The 15,804-nt window shown below is 39.4% G+C and carries 15 protein-coding genes, 1 tRNA gene and 1 pseudogene; 12 read left to right on the top strand and 5 right to left on the bottom strand.

Annotation, left to right across the window (positions count from 1 at the left end; all coding sequences use genetic code 11):
• The first annotated feature begins 56 nt into the window (after nt 1-56).
• Complete coding sequence (locus AACW45_RS13415; protein WP_190633180.1) at nt 57-836, top strand: metal ABC transporter ATP-binding protein; 780 nt, start codon at nt 57-59, stop codon at nt 834-836.
• A gap of 682 nt (nt 837-1,518) precedes the next feature.
• On the opposite strand, the gene AACW45_RS13410 is transcribed toward AACW45_RS13415, so the two are convergent.
• The gene (locus tag AACW45_RS13410) at nt 1,519-3,174 is read right to left on the bottom strand and encodes a calcium-binding protein (protein ID WP_190633106.1); all 1,656 of its coding nucleotides are present in this window, start codon (nt 3,172-3,174) and stop codon (nt 1,519-1,521) included.
• 930 nt (nt 3,175-4,104) lie between these two features.
• On the opposite strand from AACW45_RS13410, the gene AACW45_RS13400 reads away from it, so the two are divergent.
• From AACW45_RS13400 to AACW45_RS13370, 7 genes are all read left to right on the top strand, one after another.
• Nucleotides 4,105-4,974, top strand: a complete 870-nt coding sequence (locus AACW45_RS13400; protein WP_190633105.1) for a metal ABC transporter permease — start codon at nt 4,105-4,107, stop codon at nt 4,972-4,974.
• Nucleotides 4,975-5,051: 77 nt separating this feature from the next.
• Nucleotides 5,052-5,124: transfer RNA gene (locus AACW45_RS13395), tRNA-Phe, on the top strand.
• A 185-nt stretch (nt 5,125-5,309) separates the two neighbouring features.
• Nucleotides 5,310-6,464, top strand: a complete 1,155-nt coding sequence (locus AACW45_RS13390) for a site-specific integrase (RefSeq protein WP_190633104.1) — start codon at nt 5,310-5,312, stop codon at nt 6,462-6,464.
• A 15-nt stretch (nt 6,465-6,479) separates the two neighbouring features.
• Nucleotides 6,480-7,400 (top strand): hypothetical protein, encoded by a 921-nt coding sequence (locus AACW45_RS13385; RefSeq protein ID WP_190633103.1) that lies wholly within the window; start codon nt 6,480-6,482, stop codon nt 7,398-7,400.
• A gap of 213 nt (nt 7,401-7,613) precedes the next feature.
• Complete coding sequence (xisR, locus tag AACW45_RS13380) at nt 7,614-7,877, top strand: excisionase family protein (protein WP_190633102.1); 264 nt, start codon at nt 7,614-7,616, stop codon at nt 7,875-7,877.
• A complete protein-coding gene (locus AACW45_RS13375; protein ID WP_190633101.1) occupies nt 7,877-8,644 on the top strand; it encodes a hypothetical protein in 768 nt (255 codons plus the stop codon). The genes xisR and AACW45_RS13375 overlap by 1 nt, the downstream gene beginning before the upstream one ends.
• On the top strand, nt 8,641-9,462 hold the full coding sequence (locus AACW45_RS13370; RefSeq protein WP_190633100.1) for a DNA/RNA non-specific endonuclease: 822 nt from the start codon (nt 8,641-8,643) through the stop codon (nt 9,460-9,462). The genes AACW45_RS13375 and AACW45_RS13370 overlap by 4 nt, the downstream gene beginning before the upstream one ends.
• A gap of 5 nt (nt 9,463-9,467) precedes the next feature.
• On the opposite strand, the gene AACW45_RS13365 is transcribed toward AACW45_RS13370, so the two are convergent.
• Nucleotides 9,468-9,872 (bottom strand): nuclease A inhibitor family protein, encoded by a 405-nt coding sequence (locus AACW45_RS13365; RefSeq protein WP_190633099.1) that lies wholly within the window; start codon nt 9,870-9,872, stop codon nt 9,468-9,470.
• A 171-nt stretch (nt 9,873-10,043) separates the two neighbouring features.
• A complete protein-coding gene (locus tag AACW45_RS13360) occupies nt 10,044-10,172 on the bottom strand; it encodes a transposase (protein WP_190633179.1) in 129 nt (42 codons plus the stop codon).
• Nucleotides 10,173-10,770: 598 nt separating this feature from the next.
• Between AACW45_RS13360 and AACW45_RS13355 the strand changes: the two genes are divergently transcribed.
• Nucleotides 10,771-11,502, top strand: a complete 732-nt coding sequence (locus tag AACW45_RS13355) for an Arm DNA-binding domain-containing protein (protein WP_190633098.1) — start codon at nt 10,771-10,773, stop codon at nt 11,500-11,502.
• Between the two features lie 61 nt (nt 11,503-11,563).
• Nucleotides 11,564-13,051, top strand: a pseudogene (locus AACW45_RS13350) (IS1380 family transposase).
• Nucleotides 13,052-13,597: 546 nt separating this feature from the next.
• Here AACW45_RS13350 and AACW45_RS13345 read toward each other — a convergent pair.
• The gene (locus AACW45_RS13345) at nt 13,598-14,131 is read right to left on the bottom strand and encodes a DNA cytosine methyltransferase (protein ID WP_242046839.1); all 534 of its coding nucleotides are present in this window, start codon (nt 14,129-14,131) and stop codon (nt 13,598-13,600) included.
• 214 nt (nt 14,132-14,345) lie between these two features.
• On the opposite strand from AACW45_RS13345, the gene AACW45_RS13340 reads away from it, so the two are divergent.
• Together AACW45_RS13340 and AACW45_RS13335 are read left to right on the top strand one after the other, a co-directional pair.
• Nucleotides 14,346-14,531 (top strand): hypothetical protein, encoded by a 186-nt coding sequence (locus tag AACW45_RS13340; RefSeq protein ID WP_313933776.1) that lies wholly within the window; start codon nt 14,346-14,348, stop codon nt 14,529-14,531.
• Nucleotides 14,447-15,007 (top strand): HNH endonuclease, encoded by a 561-nt coding sequence (locus AACW45_RS13335; RefSeq protein ID WP_313933778.1) that lies wholly within the window; start codon nt 14,447-14,449, stop codon nt 15,005-15,007. Before AACW45_RS13340 ends, AACW45_RS13335 begins: the two co-directional genes overlap by 85 nt.
• A gap of 197 nt (nt 15,008-15,204) precedes the next feature.
• Here AACW45_RS13335 and AACW45_RS13330 read toward each other — a convergent pair.
• Nucleotides 15,205-15,804, bottom strand: a 600-nt coding sequence (locus AACW45_RS13330) for a hypothetical protein (RefSeq protein WP_190633097.1), incomplete at its 5' end; no start/stop codon positions are given.

Here is a 15,804-nt window from a genome sequence, read left to right as displayed (position 1 = left end):
GATTTCTAACAACCAAGAAATTAAATTAAATAACTAATATGATTAATGAGCTAAAAATGAATTTACCGATTTTAAAAGTCGAAGGATTAACCGTATATCAAGGCAATTACCTAGCACTACGAGATGTTTCTTTTGAATTATTGCCAGGAACAGATACAGCTATAGTAGGGCCGAATGGTGCAGGTAAAAGTACTTTAGTCAAAGCTATTTTAGAATTAATTCCTCACAATAGCGGCAAAATTGAAATATTTGGCAGAAAAGTGAAAAACTTAGGTAATTTACGTCATTTATTGGGTTATATGCCCCAAAATTTTATTTTTGACCGTAGTTTTCCCATTTCAGTTAAAGAACTAGTGGGGCTAGGATGGGAGAAAATGACTAATAAAAACCAATCTAGAAGTTATTTCTGGAAAAACTTATTTAGACAAGACAGGGAAAAATCACTAGCCGTAGAGCAAGCTTTAGTCAGATGTGACGCTTATCATTTAAGAAATCAAGCTATTGGTATTCTTAGTGGTGGTCAACTTAAGCGAGTATTATTAGCTTACTGTTTGGTTACACCAAGGAAACTTTTGGTATTAGACGAAGCCTTTGCAGGGGTAGATATGCAAGGTGCAGCTGATTTTTATCAGTTGTTAAACGAGTTAAAGCAGCAGGAAGGGTGGACAATATTGCAGGTTTCCCATGATATTGATATGGTAAGCCACCATTGCGATCGCGTTCTTTGTCTTAACCAAACCGTTGTATGTACTGGTAACCCAGAAATAGCGCTTTCACCACAAAACTTATTAGCAACCTATGGGCCTGGTTTTAGCCGTTACCAACATCATCATTAAGCAATTCAAAACTTATATAGCAATCCGGAATCATACGTGAGAAAACACTGAACATGCTAATGTCTTTTCAAATACTCGTATTAATTGAAGTTTGAGGTTAAAATTATATACTTTGCATAATATATAGACTAAAAACAAGTTTTATAAATCACGCTTAAATATTTACGTGTTTTCTCATAAATCATTTATGATTGCTATACTGAAGCTAATGAACTATTCAAAAATAAATTAGCTAAATATTAAGTAGTACTTAATTCCAGCACTACGGAGAAATTTTTGCTTACTTTTTGCTTACTTGCTTGTCAAAACTGGGAAGTATGAAAAGCAACATTTAAAGCTATAGATAAACGCCAAAACTAGCCAAGCATTTTATACCATCTTGGCGAGTTTCGATATTTGGCTTCCTTTATAAACAAGCAAGAAGCTGCAAATTGTTTAGGTGTTAGCGTTCGCACCCTTGAGCGTTAAGTCCAGCAAAGTAGAATCAGCGTTAACCTTGTTCTGTCACTATCCGAAAGGTTTTGCTCTTTCTAAATTCTAGAGCTTTTGTATAGCAAGTGATTGTGCAATTATTTTTTAATAACAAATACAAGACCAATTTTTCTCTAAAAATATAGCTTGTATTAATTGTCTTATCAGCTTTCTAGCAATCGCTCTCCCTGAAAGTAACTGAAGAAAGTTATTATACAAAGCGAACAGCATTAGTATCATAAACTACTGCTAGTCTATCTAGAGAACCTGAATCGTACTCATATATAATTACATCATTCGCAAGACCTCCACCAATATTACTATTTCTGCCTAAAACAATAATACTGCCAGGTCTCACTTGAATTGTATCATCCTGAAAATTGTAATCTGTTATTATTGCATAACCAGATCCTTCATAAAAGTTGCCGTTTTGATCACCTATAACAAAAATATCGGAACCAGATCCTCCATTTAAAGTATCTTTTTCTTGATTAATGTAGGAGCTAGAACCATACAAAATATCACTACCATTACCCCCTAATAAAGAATCATTACCATTTCCTCCAAATAAAGAATCATTACCATAGTCACCATTGAGGATGTTATTGCTGCTGTTCCCTGTGATACTGTTATCGCTGGCGTTACCTGTACCGTAGATTGCAGTAGTACCAGTCAGGGTGAGGTTTTCAAAATTAGTTGTCAAGGTGTAGTTGATGCTTGAAGAAACTGTATCTATACCTTCATTGGCATTTTCTCTGACATCATCACCTACATTATCAACATAGAAAAGGTCATTACCAGCACCACCAAGCATTATATCTGCACCTGTACCACCGTTGAGGGTGTCATCACCATAGTCACCGTCGAGGATGTTATGGTTGCTGTTTCCTGTGATACTGTTATCGCTGGCGTTACCTGTACCGTAGATCGCAGTAGTACCAGTCAGGGTGAGGTTTTCAACATTAGCTGCCAAGGTGTAGTTGGTGGTTGAATAAACTGTATCTGTACCTTCATTGGCATTTTCTTTGACAACATCACCTACATTGTCAACATAGAAAAAGTCATCACCAGCACCACCAAACATTGTATCTGCACCTTTACCACCGTTGAGGATGTTACTGCTGCTGTTCCCTGTGATACTGTTATCGCTGGCGTTACCTGTACCGGCGATCGCAGCAGTACCAGTCAGGGTGAGGTTTTCAACATTAGCTGCCAAGGTGTAGTGGGTGGTTGAATAAACTGTATCTGTACCTTCATTGGCATTTTCGCTGACAACATCACCTACATCATCAACATAGAACAGGTCATCACCAGCACCACCAAACATTGCATCTGCACCTGTACCACCGTCGAGGGTGTCATCACCATAGTCACCGTAGAGGATGTTATTGCTGTTGTTACCTGTGATACTGTTATCGCTGGCATTACCTATACCGATGATCGCAGCACCAGACAGATACAGTTCTTCAACATTAGCTGTCAAGATGTAGTTGATGGTTGAAGAAACTGTATCTATACCTTCATTGGCATTTTCTCTGACAACATCACCTACATTATCAACCAAGAAAGAGTCATGACCAGCACCACCAAACATTGTATCTGCACCTGTACCACCGTCGAGGATGTCCGCACGATCTCCACCAAAGAGCAAGTCATTACCATTGTCACCATAGAGGAAGTCTATATAATCTCCACCATAGAGCCAGTCATTACCATCTCCACCATGGAGATCGTCTATACTAGAACTAGATCCACCATTGATGGTGTCATTACCACCAAGACCATATACTGTACCTGAGTATGTGATAGTGTCATTGCCTTCTGTACCGTAACGATCTTCACTGGGGTCCTGATATGAAGTAGGCATATGCATCCTTTCTTACTTAACTAGTTAAATTGCGCTTAAACGCATTTGCAAGTAATTTATCAGTAAGTGTATTAGCAGGAAATAGCTGAGAATGCCACTTATATAATTGGCACAAACAATAAGGTAATGTACTATTTAATACAAAAAAGATTTTAATTGAAAATATTATAAATAACTGAAAGTTAAGTTATTGAATTAGTACTAGCATCATAACTAATACTTCTTAAATATCCACTAGATTAATAAAGGTATAATTAATTTTATACTTAATTAAGTATTGATAGTAATATAACGTAATATATTATATATTATACAATTAGCTATTTGTTAAAAGATGTTAATTGTATTGACAAATGACATAATTAATTGTTATTTAATTACTAATTATTTACCTAATAAAAATTATTAGAATAATCGTAAAAAAATCTATTGTACGGCTTTGCTGCACGAGGCTAATGTGCCATTTATACCATATCTGAACTTGATTAATTCAACTTTTTGACTACTTCTATTCTTGCATTTTACGACATGCAAGCATTTTCATTTTGTAAATTGAATTTTTATAATGTTTGACAAAAACTAGAGTACGCCTAATAAAACTCGCCAACAATCTGATAGTATTTTTGCGACTGTCGATATTTGGCGAGATTTATGAACAAGCAAGAAGCCGCAGATTATCTAGGCGTGAGCGTTCGCGCCCTTGAGCGTTATGTCCAACAGGGTAAAATAAGCGACCTACCAGGGCAGTTATCACCCTAAACAAGCATCAGATACAGGGACTTCCGGCTTTTAGTAGGATACTTTAACGGGTTGTAACGTACTTTATGCCTGTGCAAATTTTAATTTCTTTTGGTTGGGCTAGTTAATCTAAGAGAAAATTATCTAACAATTTGTGATAAATAAAAGGCTAATCAGTTAAAAAGCTTACACATGAATTTATTCACTGATTGCCAGATAATTGAGTTAGCTGTCGTTAACGTTCAAGATTTACTGAAGTTATTAGAATTTCCCTTTATGCAGCGCGCGATCGCAGGTGCTGTATTAATGGGAATACTTGGCGGTTTATTAGGCTGTTTTGTCACCTTACGCCAGTTGTCTTTTTTTAGCCATGCTGTAGGTCATGCAGCCCTAGTGGGTGTAGCCTTAGGCGTACTGCTACAGTTAAATCCTACATGGATGTTGCTGCCATTTAGCTTAGTTTTTGGTGTAATTGTCCTTTACTTGATTGACAAAACAGATTTAGCTAGTGATAGCGTACTTAGTATAGTACTCTCCGGAGCTTTAGCGATCGGCATTATTCTTGCCAGCCTCATTCAAGGTTATCGCGGTAACTTGATGGGAGTACTGTTTGGGGATATTCTCGCCATTGACAATACAGATTTAATCTTGACGCTGCTGGTGTTGCTTAGTAGTAGCCTATTCTTACTATCAACCCTAAGACAACAAATTTTATTGACCCTGAATGCAGACGTAGCGCAGGTACAAGGTATCCCCGTTCAATTGTATCGCTATGGGTTTGTAGTATTGCTGTCACTAGCTGTAGCTGTTGCCATTAAGGCTGTCGGCGTTTTACTAGTCAACGCCTTTTTAGTCATTCCCGCCGCCACCGCCAAATTAATTAGTCATCATTTTACCCGTTTTCTAATTCTCTCAGTGATTATCGGTTCTAGTAGCAGCTTTGTTGGCATGATGGTTTCCGGTTTGTTTAACTTAGCCTCTGGCCCTAGTATTGTTCTAGTTCAGTTTCTCCTATTTATAGCTGTGTTCATCTGCCTCAAGTTGATTGGGAAAGCAGCATAAAAAATTTTTTCCTCATCCCCTTGCGCAATCCTGATAACTTTGCTAAATTTAGTAATCGTGGCAAAGAAAACGTCCCCGCCGGGATAGCTCAGTCGGTAGAGCAGAGGACTGAAAATCCTCGTGTCACCAGTTCAAGTCTGGTTCCTGGCATTTGAAAAAACCCTTGAAATCATTGAATTTCAAGGGTTTTTTGCTTTCTTATCTCTGAAAATGGAGAACAAATGTTCTACTATTTATGTCAATTTTGGACATTTTTGGATACCTTTAGATACAAATTGGGTGTAAATTGGGTGTAAAAGAGTTAGAGTAGAGGAGTAATTACACCTTTTAAACCTATGTTCTCCAAAACCCCTACAGGACGAGCATCTAAGGGTTCTGTATCAATCATTAACTCTCACGAACGGTTGCAGTTACGGTTTAGATATCAGGGCAAGCGTTATTACATCTCTACGGGTTTAGCTGATACTCCCGCTAACCGCAAATTGGCAGAGATGAAGGCATCCGAGATAGAGAAAGATATACTCTGCGAACGATTAGACCTATCTCTGAACAAGTACCAACCTCAATCGGCTTTAAGCACGGTTACACCCATTACACCCATTAGAAAGTCCCAACCTCAATTAGATGAACTTTGGGACAAGTATAGCGAGTTTAAGAAACCGCAAGTTAGTCCGAGTACTTTCGCCAAAGACTTTACTAAGCATCGAAATCACATTGCTAAGTTACCTACGCGATCGCTAGATGAGGCATCTGCTATTCGAGATCATCTGTTATCAAATCTCACTCCAGATGCAGCAAAGCGCTGCTTAACCCAACTGAAAGCTTGCTGTAATTGGGCAATGGATGAGGGATTAATCGACACTAACCCTTTTGCCACTATGAAAATCAAAGTCCCTAAGGGTACTTCCGAGGAACAGGACGTTAATCCTTTCACCAAGGAAGAGAGAGATTTAATTATTCGTACTTTCGCTAGCGATCGCCACTATAGTCATTACACCAACTATGTGCGCTTCCTTTTCTTTACTGGATGTAGACCATCAGAAGCAGTTGGCTTGAAATGGAAGCACATTACTAATAGTGTGATTCAGTTTCGGGAATCTGTTGTTGTCTCAGAAGATGGCTTAGTCCTGAAAGATGGACTAAAAACCCAAAGAAAACGGGATTTTCCGATTAATTCAGAAGTGCAAGCAATTTTAGATGAGATTAGACATGAGGGCAATAACCCTGAATCTCTAGTGTTTATAAGTCCGAAAGGAAAATTTATTGACCATCACAACTTTGCTAACCGTGCATGGAAGTCAATCTTAACTAAGTGTAATGTCCCTTATCGTAAAAGCTACCAGACACGACATACCTTTATCAGCTTATGTGTGGAAGCACATATTAATAGTACCGCGATCGGTCGATGGACTGGAACATCAGCCAAAATGATTGACAATCACTATGGCGCTACTAACTTTACGAACCTTAGGCCACCCGAACTTTCTTAAAGGAGGAGTTCAATAATGACAGACCAATCCAGCGAACCAGAACAATACCAGATTCGCGGCAGACATTGTTATATAAAGTACTTATCTACGAGAAGAAGAGGAGATTACCTGGTTTCTAACGCAGAATATGGCTATCAATCAGTTGGATTACCTCATGGAACTGAAGAGGAGAAAATAGCATTCTTTATATCTGCATTACCAGATGCACAATTGCTAGATGGAGGAAAGAATATTGGTTGCGGAGTTCTACAAGCTTGGGTGGGATACAAGGATGCCTGTGTCAATATTGCTAAATGCTTTTTGTCAACTAAAGGTGAGGTTGATGATCCTCTTTTACCATTACTTGAGAAAGGTGAAATTGATAAGTGGGCATACGAATATAAGTGGCTAGAAGCTGACTTATACAAAAATCTTTGGCATTTAATCTGCGATAACAGCAGATTAATCACACTAAATTTAGATAAAAATTGGGGTTATCCTTTTACATCTAATACAGATTTGCTGTGCGAAATGGTGAGAGGAGACATAGAGGGAGAGTTTAGCCGTTATCTTTTGAGTTCTTATGAATATAAGGGTTGGGAAATTGATCAAATTGATAAGCTCAAACGGAAAATGCACAAAGATAAGTTTCCTGAGGGAGAGAAAGAGATAGAAGAAGAAAAGAAGTTTTGGAAATTAGTTGACAAAAATGCAGCAAAGGCTATCTGGTATGACCGTGTGATCGCTATAGCCTATGAACTTGCAGATCGTGGAGTACAAAAAATCAAAACATACTTAGATATTAATTCAAATAATATTGATGCTATGGCTCGCTTAAGGATTAAAAGTGTTCGTGATCCAGCACTCAAGAGTCATAGGCGAAAATCTCACTATTGTGTTGAGGGCGTAATTACTGAGGGTACTCTCCGGCAGAAATGGAAGGATTGTAAAGCTTAACAGTTTATACAACGTGAGTTCGGGTTAAGCAGAGGGGGTACAAGCCGCTTTATCTGAAGGCTGGGTTATGGCCATAGGAGTGCTGTATTTGAGGTTATTTCCACCTGACTACTTATCCCGAGCTTTTGTTACGAAAACTTAACAGTTTTCACATCCTTTACATTGAAGCAGTTGCTGTCAAACAATAGTGTCCATAAGAATTGAAAAATACTTATGGAAATACAATTCTGTTCAAAAAGAACTCTCAGCCAAACCACAGGGCTTTCAAACTCGACCTTTAAGAAATATCGGCTATCCGGCGTTTGGCTTGAGGGAATTCATTGGCAAAGGATAAATTCTCGTTCTATTCTCTATAATTTGCCGTTGATACTGGACTGGGTAGCTAATCATAATGCTCCAGCAGTACATCAAAAGGCAATAGAAAATTACTTGCGATCGCTGCCTTCCAATAAGCAAAAGTACAGGAAGGGTAGCTGATGTCAAAATCTCAATTAATCTACTCTAGCCACCGAAAGCCATGCCCTATATGTGAGCGCACCAAGGATCAAGATTGCCGATGGAATGATGATGTCGTTTTGTGCCACACATACATAGATAAGGATGCTGCTATTTCTGGTTATATCTATCGAGGAGCAACAGATGATGGATTGTGGGGGCAGTACTTTCCGATAATAGAAGAACCGTCAAACAAAAAGTCTTATTATCCTAGTGCTAGTACCAAAGCAGAAGAGCTATCTAAACCCATCCGTGCTAACTCGAGAAAGGAATTTTATTATCCGGATGCTCAAGGCGACAAGCTAGTTAAAGTAGTGCGTACAGATTCAGGTGATGGACAGAAAAAATTTGCTCAATATCATTGGAACGGCAAAGAATGGGAAGCAAAACTGACTGATGAAGCTAAAGCAAAGATTCATCTCTACCGAATTCATGAAGCTATAAATCAAGATGCGATCGCTGATGGGAAACCTATTCTCAAAGTTGAGGGAGAAGGCAAAGTAGACTCTCTAATAAAGATGGGGATTCCTGCTACTTGTTCTATTGGCGGATCAGGTGCATGGAGACGCTACGGCTATCCCAATTACCTCGAGGATTTAAAAGGAGCTAGTGTTGTATTATGTCCAGATCAGGATGTAGTAGGAATTAAACACTGTGAAGAAATTGCTCAACCAAAACTAAGTAGAACTCAGGACATACAATCAACTAACTCAAGTGCAATAAATCTCATTGGGTGCAGCAATTTATGAAAATCCGTCATTTTTTAGGTGTAGCATTCTTAGTGCTGATGGTTGGGTGTTCGCCTGCCCAATCCCAAATCCCACCTAACACTGAACTTTCCCCATCAATAAGCGTGCATTTACTCCTGGGAAATCCCAGCAGCGCAACGCCAACGAGCATTACACCTGACAATTACCTGATGGTAAAAAATCAGTATGCACTCTCAATCAACCGCAGCAAAGGGACTGCGAATTGGGCAAGCTGGCAGCTTAACTCCTCATGGCTAGGAAACGCAGAGCGCCAAGATAACTTTCGCCCTGACAACACGTTGCCTACGGGTTGGGAGCGGGTAACTCCTTCTATGTACTCTGGTTCAGGTTATGACCGAGGTCACATTGTCCCTTCGGCAGACCGCACCAAGACCAAAGAAGATAATTCCTCAACTTTCCTCATGACTAACATGATGCCCCAGAGCGCCGATAATAATCGCAACACTTGGGGGAATTTAGAAGATTATTGTCGAGAACTGGTAAGCCTTGGCAAAGAACTTTACATTATCGCCGGGCCTAGTGGCAGTCTTGGCGAACCCCTCAAGGGTAAGGTCACAGTTCCTCAATCGACTTGGAAGATTGTTGTCGTACTAGATACCCCAGGTTCTGGGATTAATGGTATTACCGCTAATACTCGTGTTATCGCGGTTAATATACCGAATGAACAAGAAATTAATAATGACTGGAGAGCTTATAAAGTCAGCGTTGATGAATTAGAGAAACTTACAGGCTATGATTTTCTCTCCTCGGTTTCCCCAAATATTCAAGAAGTCATTGAAAGTAAGGTAGATCCGTGAACGACTCAAGTTTCTACAATTTTAGTGGAAAGCCCTGCTAAGTCAGCTGATGGCGTGGTTCCAAGAATATAAACATCAGCTTCTTTGCTACCGAGGCGATACACTTGTGGGTTACTGAGATTGGTTTTAATTACCTGCACTAGATTCTGGAATTTTTTCACAGTTTCTTGCTCAGAAGGGCTATGCCAATCTTCTTGTTTTGTCGCCACCTGAAAGAAATCATCAACTGCTATTACTTTGACAGGTGTATCTGGGGAATGATCTGTCTGTTGCACAACTTTTTCTGGTGTTACAGGTGCGATACCTGACCAAAGAAACACCAAAAATGGATACTCAGATTCGCTGGTAAATAACAAACCATAAGATGCTTGTTTTAATAGAGCGATAATTTCTGAATTGGTCTTAGTCATAAAACTAAAATTAGTAAGTTAAAATTCAAAATATTGTTTATAGACTTGCCTATTTAGTAGCAGAGAACATATAACTAAGGTGCCTAAAAATTGTTGAAGAACATATTCATCCGCTATTATTGTCATTCTTAGCCATGTTAGAGGATGTTTGGAAAGTATTAAACAATTCAATTAAGCGAGTCTTCTCAGCACTAACCTAATCATTGCAACTTGTACAAATACTTCATGGATTTGTGGTAGAAATTCGTAGTCTTTATCCAAGCGATGACACCAATTAAACCAACCAAAACTGCGTTCGATTACCGAACTGCAATACTACATAAACCATAAACAAAATTCTTTGGCTATCTTCAGTATAGAAGGGTTATTAGGGTTGATGGCGTTGGTCACACGATACCCAGTAACTGTATATTCAGACGCTCAGGAAGGTGAGGTATGCCAAGGCGAGAAGTTCCCCCCTGTACCGTCTAGTTAGTAAAGACGCCAGCGACCAGAGTAATGACAATGTTCACTTGAGCATATTTACAAGCGCGATCGCTATAGTATTATTTACTTTTCTTAGAGTTTGGTATTTTAATCATAAAATTATTCCTTTGTTCTTCACGCATAAGGAATAGATGGGTGTAAATTGGGTGTAAAATGTCTAAATTCAACTTCAAAGTACTGATATACAAAGCTTTTTATTAGGACTGAAAATCCTCGTGTCACCAGTTCAAGTCTGGTTCCTGGCATTACTACAAAATTTACATTTCTCCCACAGAGCAAGGGTTTTGGAGGTTTAGTAAAAAAAGCTGTAATCAAATTATTGGGTATGTTTAGGTCGATTTAGCGAAAAAAATGGTGTAAAGATGGTGTAATCCTTGTGTAGACTAGAATGTAGATTACACCAGATACCCCCATGAAAACGAAAACCCCAACTGGCAGGGCTTCCAAGGGTTCTGTCACAACCATCCTTTCCAATGGACGCATTCAGCTGCGCTTCCATTTTGCTGGCAAGCGTCATTATATTTCCACGGGCTATCCTGACACACCACAACATTGGAAGCTAGCCCAACTCAAAGCCTCAGAAATCGAAAAAGATATTTTGTGCGAGCGGTTTGACCCCAAGGATTTAAGCAAGTACAGCCCCGAAGGTTCTGTCCGTAAGGCTCAAGCAGGTACACCATCGCAAAAATCCCAACCAACCCTTCCCCAGTTGTGGGAGAAATATGTAGAATTTAAGCGACCAAATGCTTCTCCAAGTACCCTGGCAAAGGATTATCAGAAAGTTGACCGTTGTCTTAATTTGTACCTGCCAAAGAAGTCTATTGACGATGCAGTTGCAATTAGAGACTGGTTGGTGGCGAATAAAACGGCCAATTCTGCAAAACGTATTTTGACGCAAATAAATGCCTGTTGCAATTGGGCTGTGAAATCTCAACTAATTACCAATAATCCGTTTGTGGGGATGGCTGCCGATATTCGGGTTCCCAAGGGGGAATCGGAGGATACGGATATCAATCCTTTTTCTTTGGAGGAGAGGGATAAAATAATCGAGGGTTTTAAGAGCGATCGCCATTACAAATACTACGCTTCCTTCATTGAATTCCTATTTATGACTGGCTGTACCTGGATTTCTCACAAAGGCTAAAAGAAGAGGGGTCAAAAACTGTGAAAATGTAGATTAGGAAAGAATTTCAGCAGTTTTGAACATGACCCCAGTATTCACAGATTGTATACCGGAACAATTCCAATTTGAAAAAGTAGATTCATACTCGGTTCTAGTTAATTTCAAGGGTGAGAATGTAACATCGGATGCAGGAATAAGCTTAATTGCAGAACTAGACCGGAAAAGAGGAATAACATCTCGGTTAGCGAAATGTTTTAAAGATTACCGAGAAGCAAAAAGGATTAAGCATCCTGTGGATAGTTTAATTGCACAGAGAGTATATGGCTTAATCATGGGGTACGAAGACATAAATGACCATGAACAGTTAAGGCACGACTTAATGTTTGGGTTGTCAGTGGGAAAAGTAATTGGTCTAGAGAATGAAGCAGCGACTCTAGCTGGAAAAAGTACCTTAAATCGTATCGAACACTGCCCAGAAACAGTTTCAAATAGAGCCGATAGTCGGTATCATCGCATTGAACATCAGGCAGAAGCAATAGAAAATTTGTTGGTTGAAATATTTTTGGAATCCTATTAAAAACCACCAAGACAGATAATTTTGGATTTGGACGTTACCGACGACCTCGTACATGGAAATCAAGAAGAAGCGTTCTTTAACCCTTATTATGGAGGATATTGTTATGCGCCCCTCTATATTTTTTGCGGTAAACATTTATTAGCAGCAAAATTGCGTGCTTCTAATGTAGACCCAGCAGAAGGAGCATTGTCCGAATTACAAAGGGTAATTAAACAAATACGCTCATGTTGGGGTAAGGTGAAAATTCTGGTGCGCGGAGATAGTGCGTATTCCAGAGAAGAAATTATGGCATGGTGCGAATCCCAAGTAGGTGTAGATTATGTGTTTGGGTTAGCACCGAACAATAGGTTATTACAACTATCTCAATCGACCAAAAACCGAGCTGCTGAAGAATATTCACAAAAACTTCAAACCTTAGTCAGTTTTTTTGAAACTTTATTTATTCCTGATCAAGAGTTGAAAAAGCAAGCCACAGCATTAGTTGATGAATCAGTTTGGTATTGTTCACTTGACTATAAAACATTAGACTCTTGGAGTCGTAATCGTCGTGTGGTTTCAAAAATTGAATATGGTGAGCAAGGGGCAAATACTCGCTTTGTTGTGACTTCACTACCTACTAAATTAGTGCCGCCAGGACGACTTTACACCCAAAAATATTGTCCGCGAGGTGATATGGAGAATCGTTTCAAGGAACAAAAACTAGAATTGAAAAGTGACAGAACCAGTACCCACACATTCGTTGGTAATCAATTACGTTTGTGGTTTTCGTCTATTGCCTATGTTTTGATGAACGCTTTACGAGAACAGTGTTTAGCTAAAACAGAACTACGAAATGCCCAAATTGGTACTATTCGGACAAAATTATTGAAGTTAGGTGCAACTATCACTTTTAGCACCCGAGAAATTTTGATTGCGATTACTAATGCTTGCCCTTACCAAGAGACTTTTGCAATTGCTTACAAGTATTTGAGTATGTTGCCTAATTTCACTTGATTTTAGTTGATTTGACCTGATTTAAACCTGAATTATTAACTTACACTTACACTTACACTTAGAGTTGGATTTATTCAATTCTAATTTTACCGTGTCTAGATTTTATCTCTAGAGGTTTTTTATTTTATTATTTCAGTATTTAGAGTATTTAATTATCTATTATTCTCAGTATTAATATTGAGGAATATCTAGGTTTTTAAGTCCGAGTTATTTGTGTATAAATTCGATTAGTCTGAATCTTGAGTATATCAATATTTTTTTCTAACTTGTGAGAAATCCGGGATAAGTTATCCTGTGACTATTTTATAGTATTTTTGTACTATTTATTGTTTGGCTTTAGTTTTGCGATCGTTATTTAAGAGTAAGCTTTAATAACACTTCTGGTATTTCGCCATCTCAGCAAAATACCAATCTGAAATGATCTCAAAAATATAAGACCTATGTTACAAACCCTGGTTTGCACAAAATGGCGTAATTTATGAATTGCGCTCCGCAAATTACTTGGAGGCGATCGCTCGTTACCGACTTTGATATTTTCTCCATCAACTAACCCAGAAGTCCCGCAGATTCGTTTTTCTGGTTGTTGCTCCATTGAGGCAAATCAACCGACGCTTCAAGGGTTGCTAAGTCCAGTAGATGTGTAAACACAAAGCAGCTTGTCCCTGGACATCGCAAAACAATCGTTGAATTTTGCTGTTCTTCCAAATGCGCCCATACCTGAGAAGCAATGGCATAAGCAAGTAAAGGTGGCACACTATTACCGATCGCCTTGCGAGCAGCCAGCTTACTTGCCCCAAAAGCGAACCAATCAGGAAAACTGTGTAATCTCGCGGCTTCACGAACCGTTATCACCCGCGCATGTTCGTAATGTATCGGTCTTGCTGCTGTTCGATTCCCACTCCCAGCACGTAATGTCGGGGACAACCCATTGGCTGACAATCGTTTTGCCCAAGTAGTCGGTTCTTTCTCTCCAAGAATAGTATCACCATATTTTTGTTGTTTTGCTGCTGTATGTACTGTTGCTTGAAATCCACCAATCAGGTTCGATGATTTTGGAGTAACAGGGAAGATTTTGTCCAAATATTGGGCGTATTCGCCCTTGTGGTTTAACCTCCAATTGTCGATTTGGGAATTGATAGGGATGTGGCTTAGGTCAGCGATAGCGTCAAAGACGCTGACCTTCGGTATCGCATCCCCCACATTCAACTTCTTCTCGCTCTCGACAGGTGCAGCAACTTTCCCCAACCAAGATCACCAAAAGTTGCCAAGAACCTTAATTTTGATGGGGTGATGAGTGTATCAAAACCTAACTTTCTCCCGTGCTTATCTTCATCACTACGATATTTGCCCCGTGGGAATTGTTGAGTATGATGACCAAGAAAGTCAAATCCAGCAATCCGTGGATGGACAAACTACTATTCAGGTGTCGTCAGCAAACGCATATTTAACCAGGCTGATACAACTTTATTCAGCCAGCTAAAAGCATGGGCAGAACATCGTCACCCTAATAAATCTTCCAGATGGAGTTGCCAAAAGTATTGGCAAACTGTAGGGTCTGATAATTGGGTATTTAAACCCCATAACCAGAAGATTCGCTTACTCAAGCACCGTGAAACTCGCATTGTGAGACACATACAGGTGCAAGGAAGCCGTAGCCCGTTTGATGGGGACTGTGTGTACTGGAGTTCCAGAATGGGTAAACATCCTGAAGCGCCAACAAGAGTGGCAACACTTTTGAAGATGCAAAAAGGAAAGTGTACTCACTGTGGACTGTTTTTTCACCATGAAGAAGTGGAAATTGACCATAAAATCCCCCGTTCAAAAGGCGGTAAGGATAGATACGACAACCTTCAGTTACTTCATGGACACTGCCACGATGCTAAAACGGCAGCAGATAAATTTGCTGTTGCAATTCCAGAAATAGATGAGGATTATCTCAACTTTCATCCCTTCTAATTCTGAATTTATAGGTGTGTTTGACAAACACCAAATCACGCTCGGAGCCGTGTGAAATTAACGTTTCATGCACGGTTTTGTAGCCGAGTCAGGGGGGTGACTTCCTGGCTTAGGCATCCAGGTAGGGATAGAGTTTTAATGAAGAATCAAACTCAACAGTTAAGTTCAAACTGATTTTTTAAATAATTCCGATTCGATTAAGGCAGAGAAGACTGTTGAGAAAACAAACAACTCAAAAGATGATTAGTTTGTTGGCATTGGGTAAACTCTCGCTTCATTTGGGATGCCGTTAGAGAAACCAAAGCCACTGCAAAAACCATCAGCATTGGATTAGCTTTGGCAACCCTAAACCACCATCGCCAGTTACCCAAATCGAGGTTTGTCCGTAAAAGTTTTGGCAATGAAAAGAACTGCACCAACCCCGAGGGAGCAATTCTACTTCCTGGCAACCATTCTTCTTCAGTATTGACGAAAACTACTTGTATACGGGGATTTTGCTCAACCATTGAGGCAGTCTTGAGCGCTGATGATTGCTCACGCGCATCAGGTATGAGAAATCCCATGACAATCAGCTTGTGTGTATTGTTCAAGCCGTAAAGATTGAGTTGTCCTACAGCTTGATAAATAGTATTGCGATCAAGATACTTTTTGCACTCAATGATTGCACCACCATGCCAATTGGTGACAATATCAGCCCTGCCACCATTGGCAGAAACTTCCAATTGAGTTTGAAATCCACGTTCTTTTAAGCGATCGCTAATATATTTTTGTAAGTCACTTTCGCGCCAATAGGCAGG

It is taken from the genome of Calothrix sp. FACHB-168 (assembly GCF_963889195.1).
Lineage (GTDB): Bacteria > Cyanobacteriota > Cyanobacteriia > Cyanobacteriales > Nostocaceae > Aulosira > Aulosira anomala_A.
Note: the sequence above shows the minus strand (reverse complement) of the source record. Positions and strands in the feature narration are given on the sequence as shown.

Bases quoted from the DNA above. Each gene is read 5' to 3' on its own strand.
- AACW45_RS13415 (WP_190633180.1), top strand. From the start codon at position 57: ATGAATTTACCGATTTTAAAAGTCGAAGGATTAACCGTATATCAAGGC.
- AACW45_RS13410 (WP_190633106.1), bottom strand. From the start codon at position 3,174: ATGCCTACTTCATATCAGGACCCCAGTGAAGATCGTTACGGTACAGAA.
- AACW45_RS13400 (WP_190633105.1), top strand. From the start codon at position 4,105: ATGAATTTATTCACTGATTGCCAGATAATTGAGTTAGCTGTCGTTAAC.
- AACW45_RS13390 (WP_190633104.1), top strand. From the start codon at position 5,310: ATGTTCTCCAAAACCCCTACAGGACGAGCATCTAAGGGTTCTGTATCA.
- AACW45_RS13385 (WP_190633103.1), top strand. From the start codon at position 6,480: ATGACAGACCAATCCAGCGAACCAGAACAATACCAGATTCGCGGCAGA.
- xisR (WP_190633102.1), top strand. From the start codon at position 7,614: ATGGAAATACAATTCTGTTCAAAAAGAACTCTCAGCCAAACCACAGGG.
- AACW45_RS13375 (WP_190633101.1), top strand. From the start codon at position 7,877: ATGTCAAAATCTCAATTAATCTACTCTAGCCACCGAAAGCCATGCCCT.
- AACW45_RS13370 (WP_190633100.1), top strand. From the start codon at position 8,641: ATGAAAATCCGTCATTTTTTAGGTGTAGCATTCTTAGTGCTGATGGTT.
- AACW45_RS13365 (WP_190633099.1), bottom strand. From the start codon at position 9,872: ATGACTAAGACCAATTCAGAAATTATCGCTCTATTAAAACAAGCATCT.
- AACW45_RS13355 (WP_190633098.1), top strand. From the start codon at position 10,771: ATGAAAACGAAAACCCCAACTGGCAGGGCTTCCAAGGGTTCTGTCACA.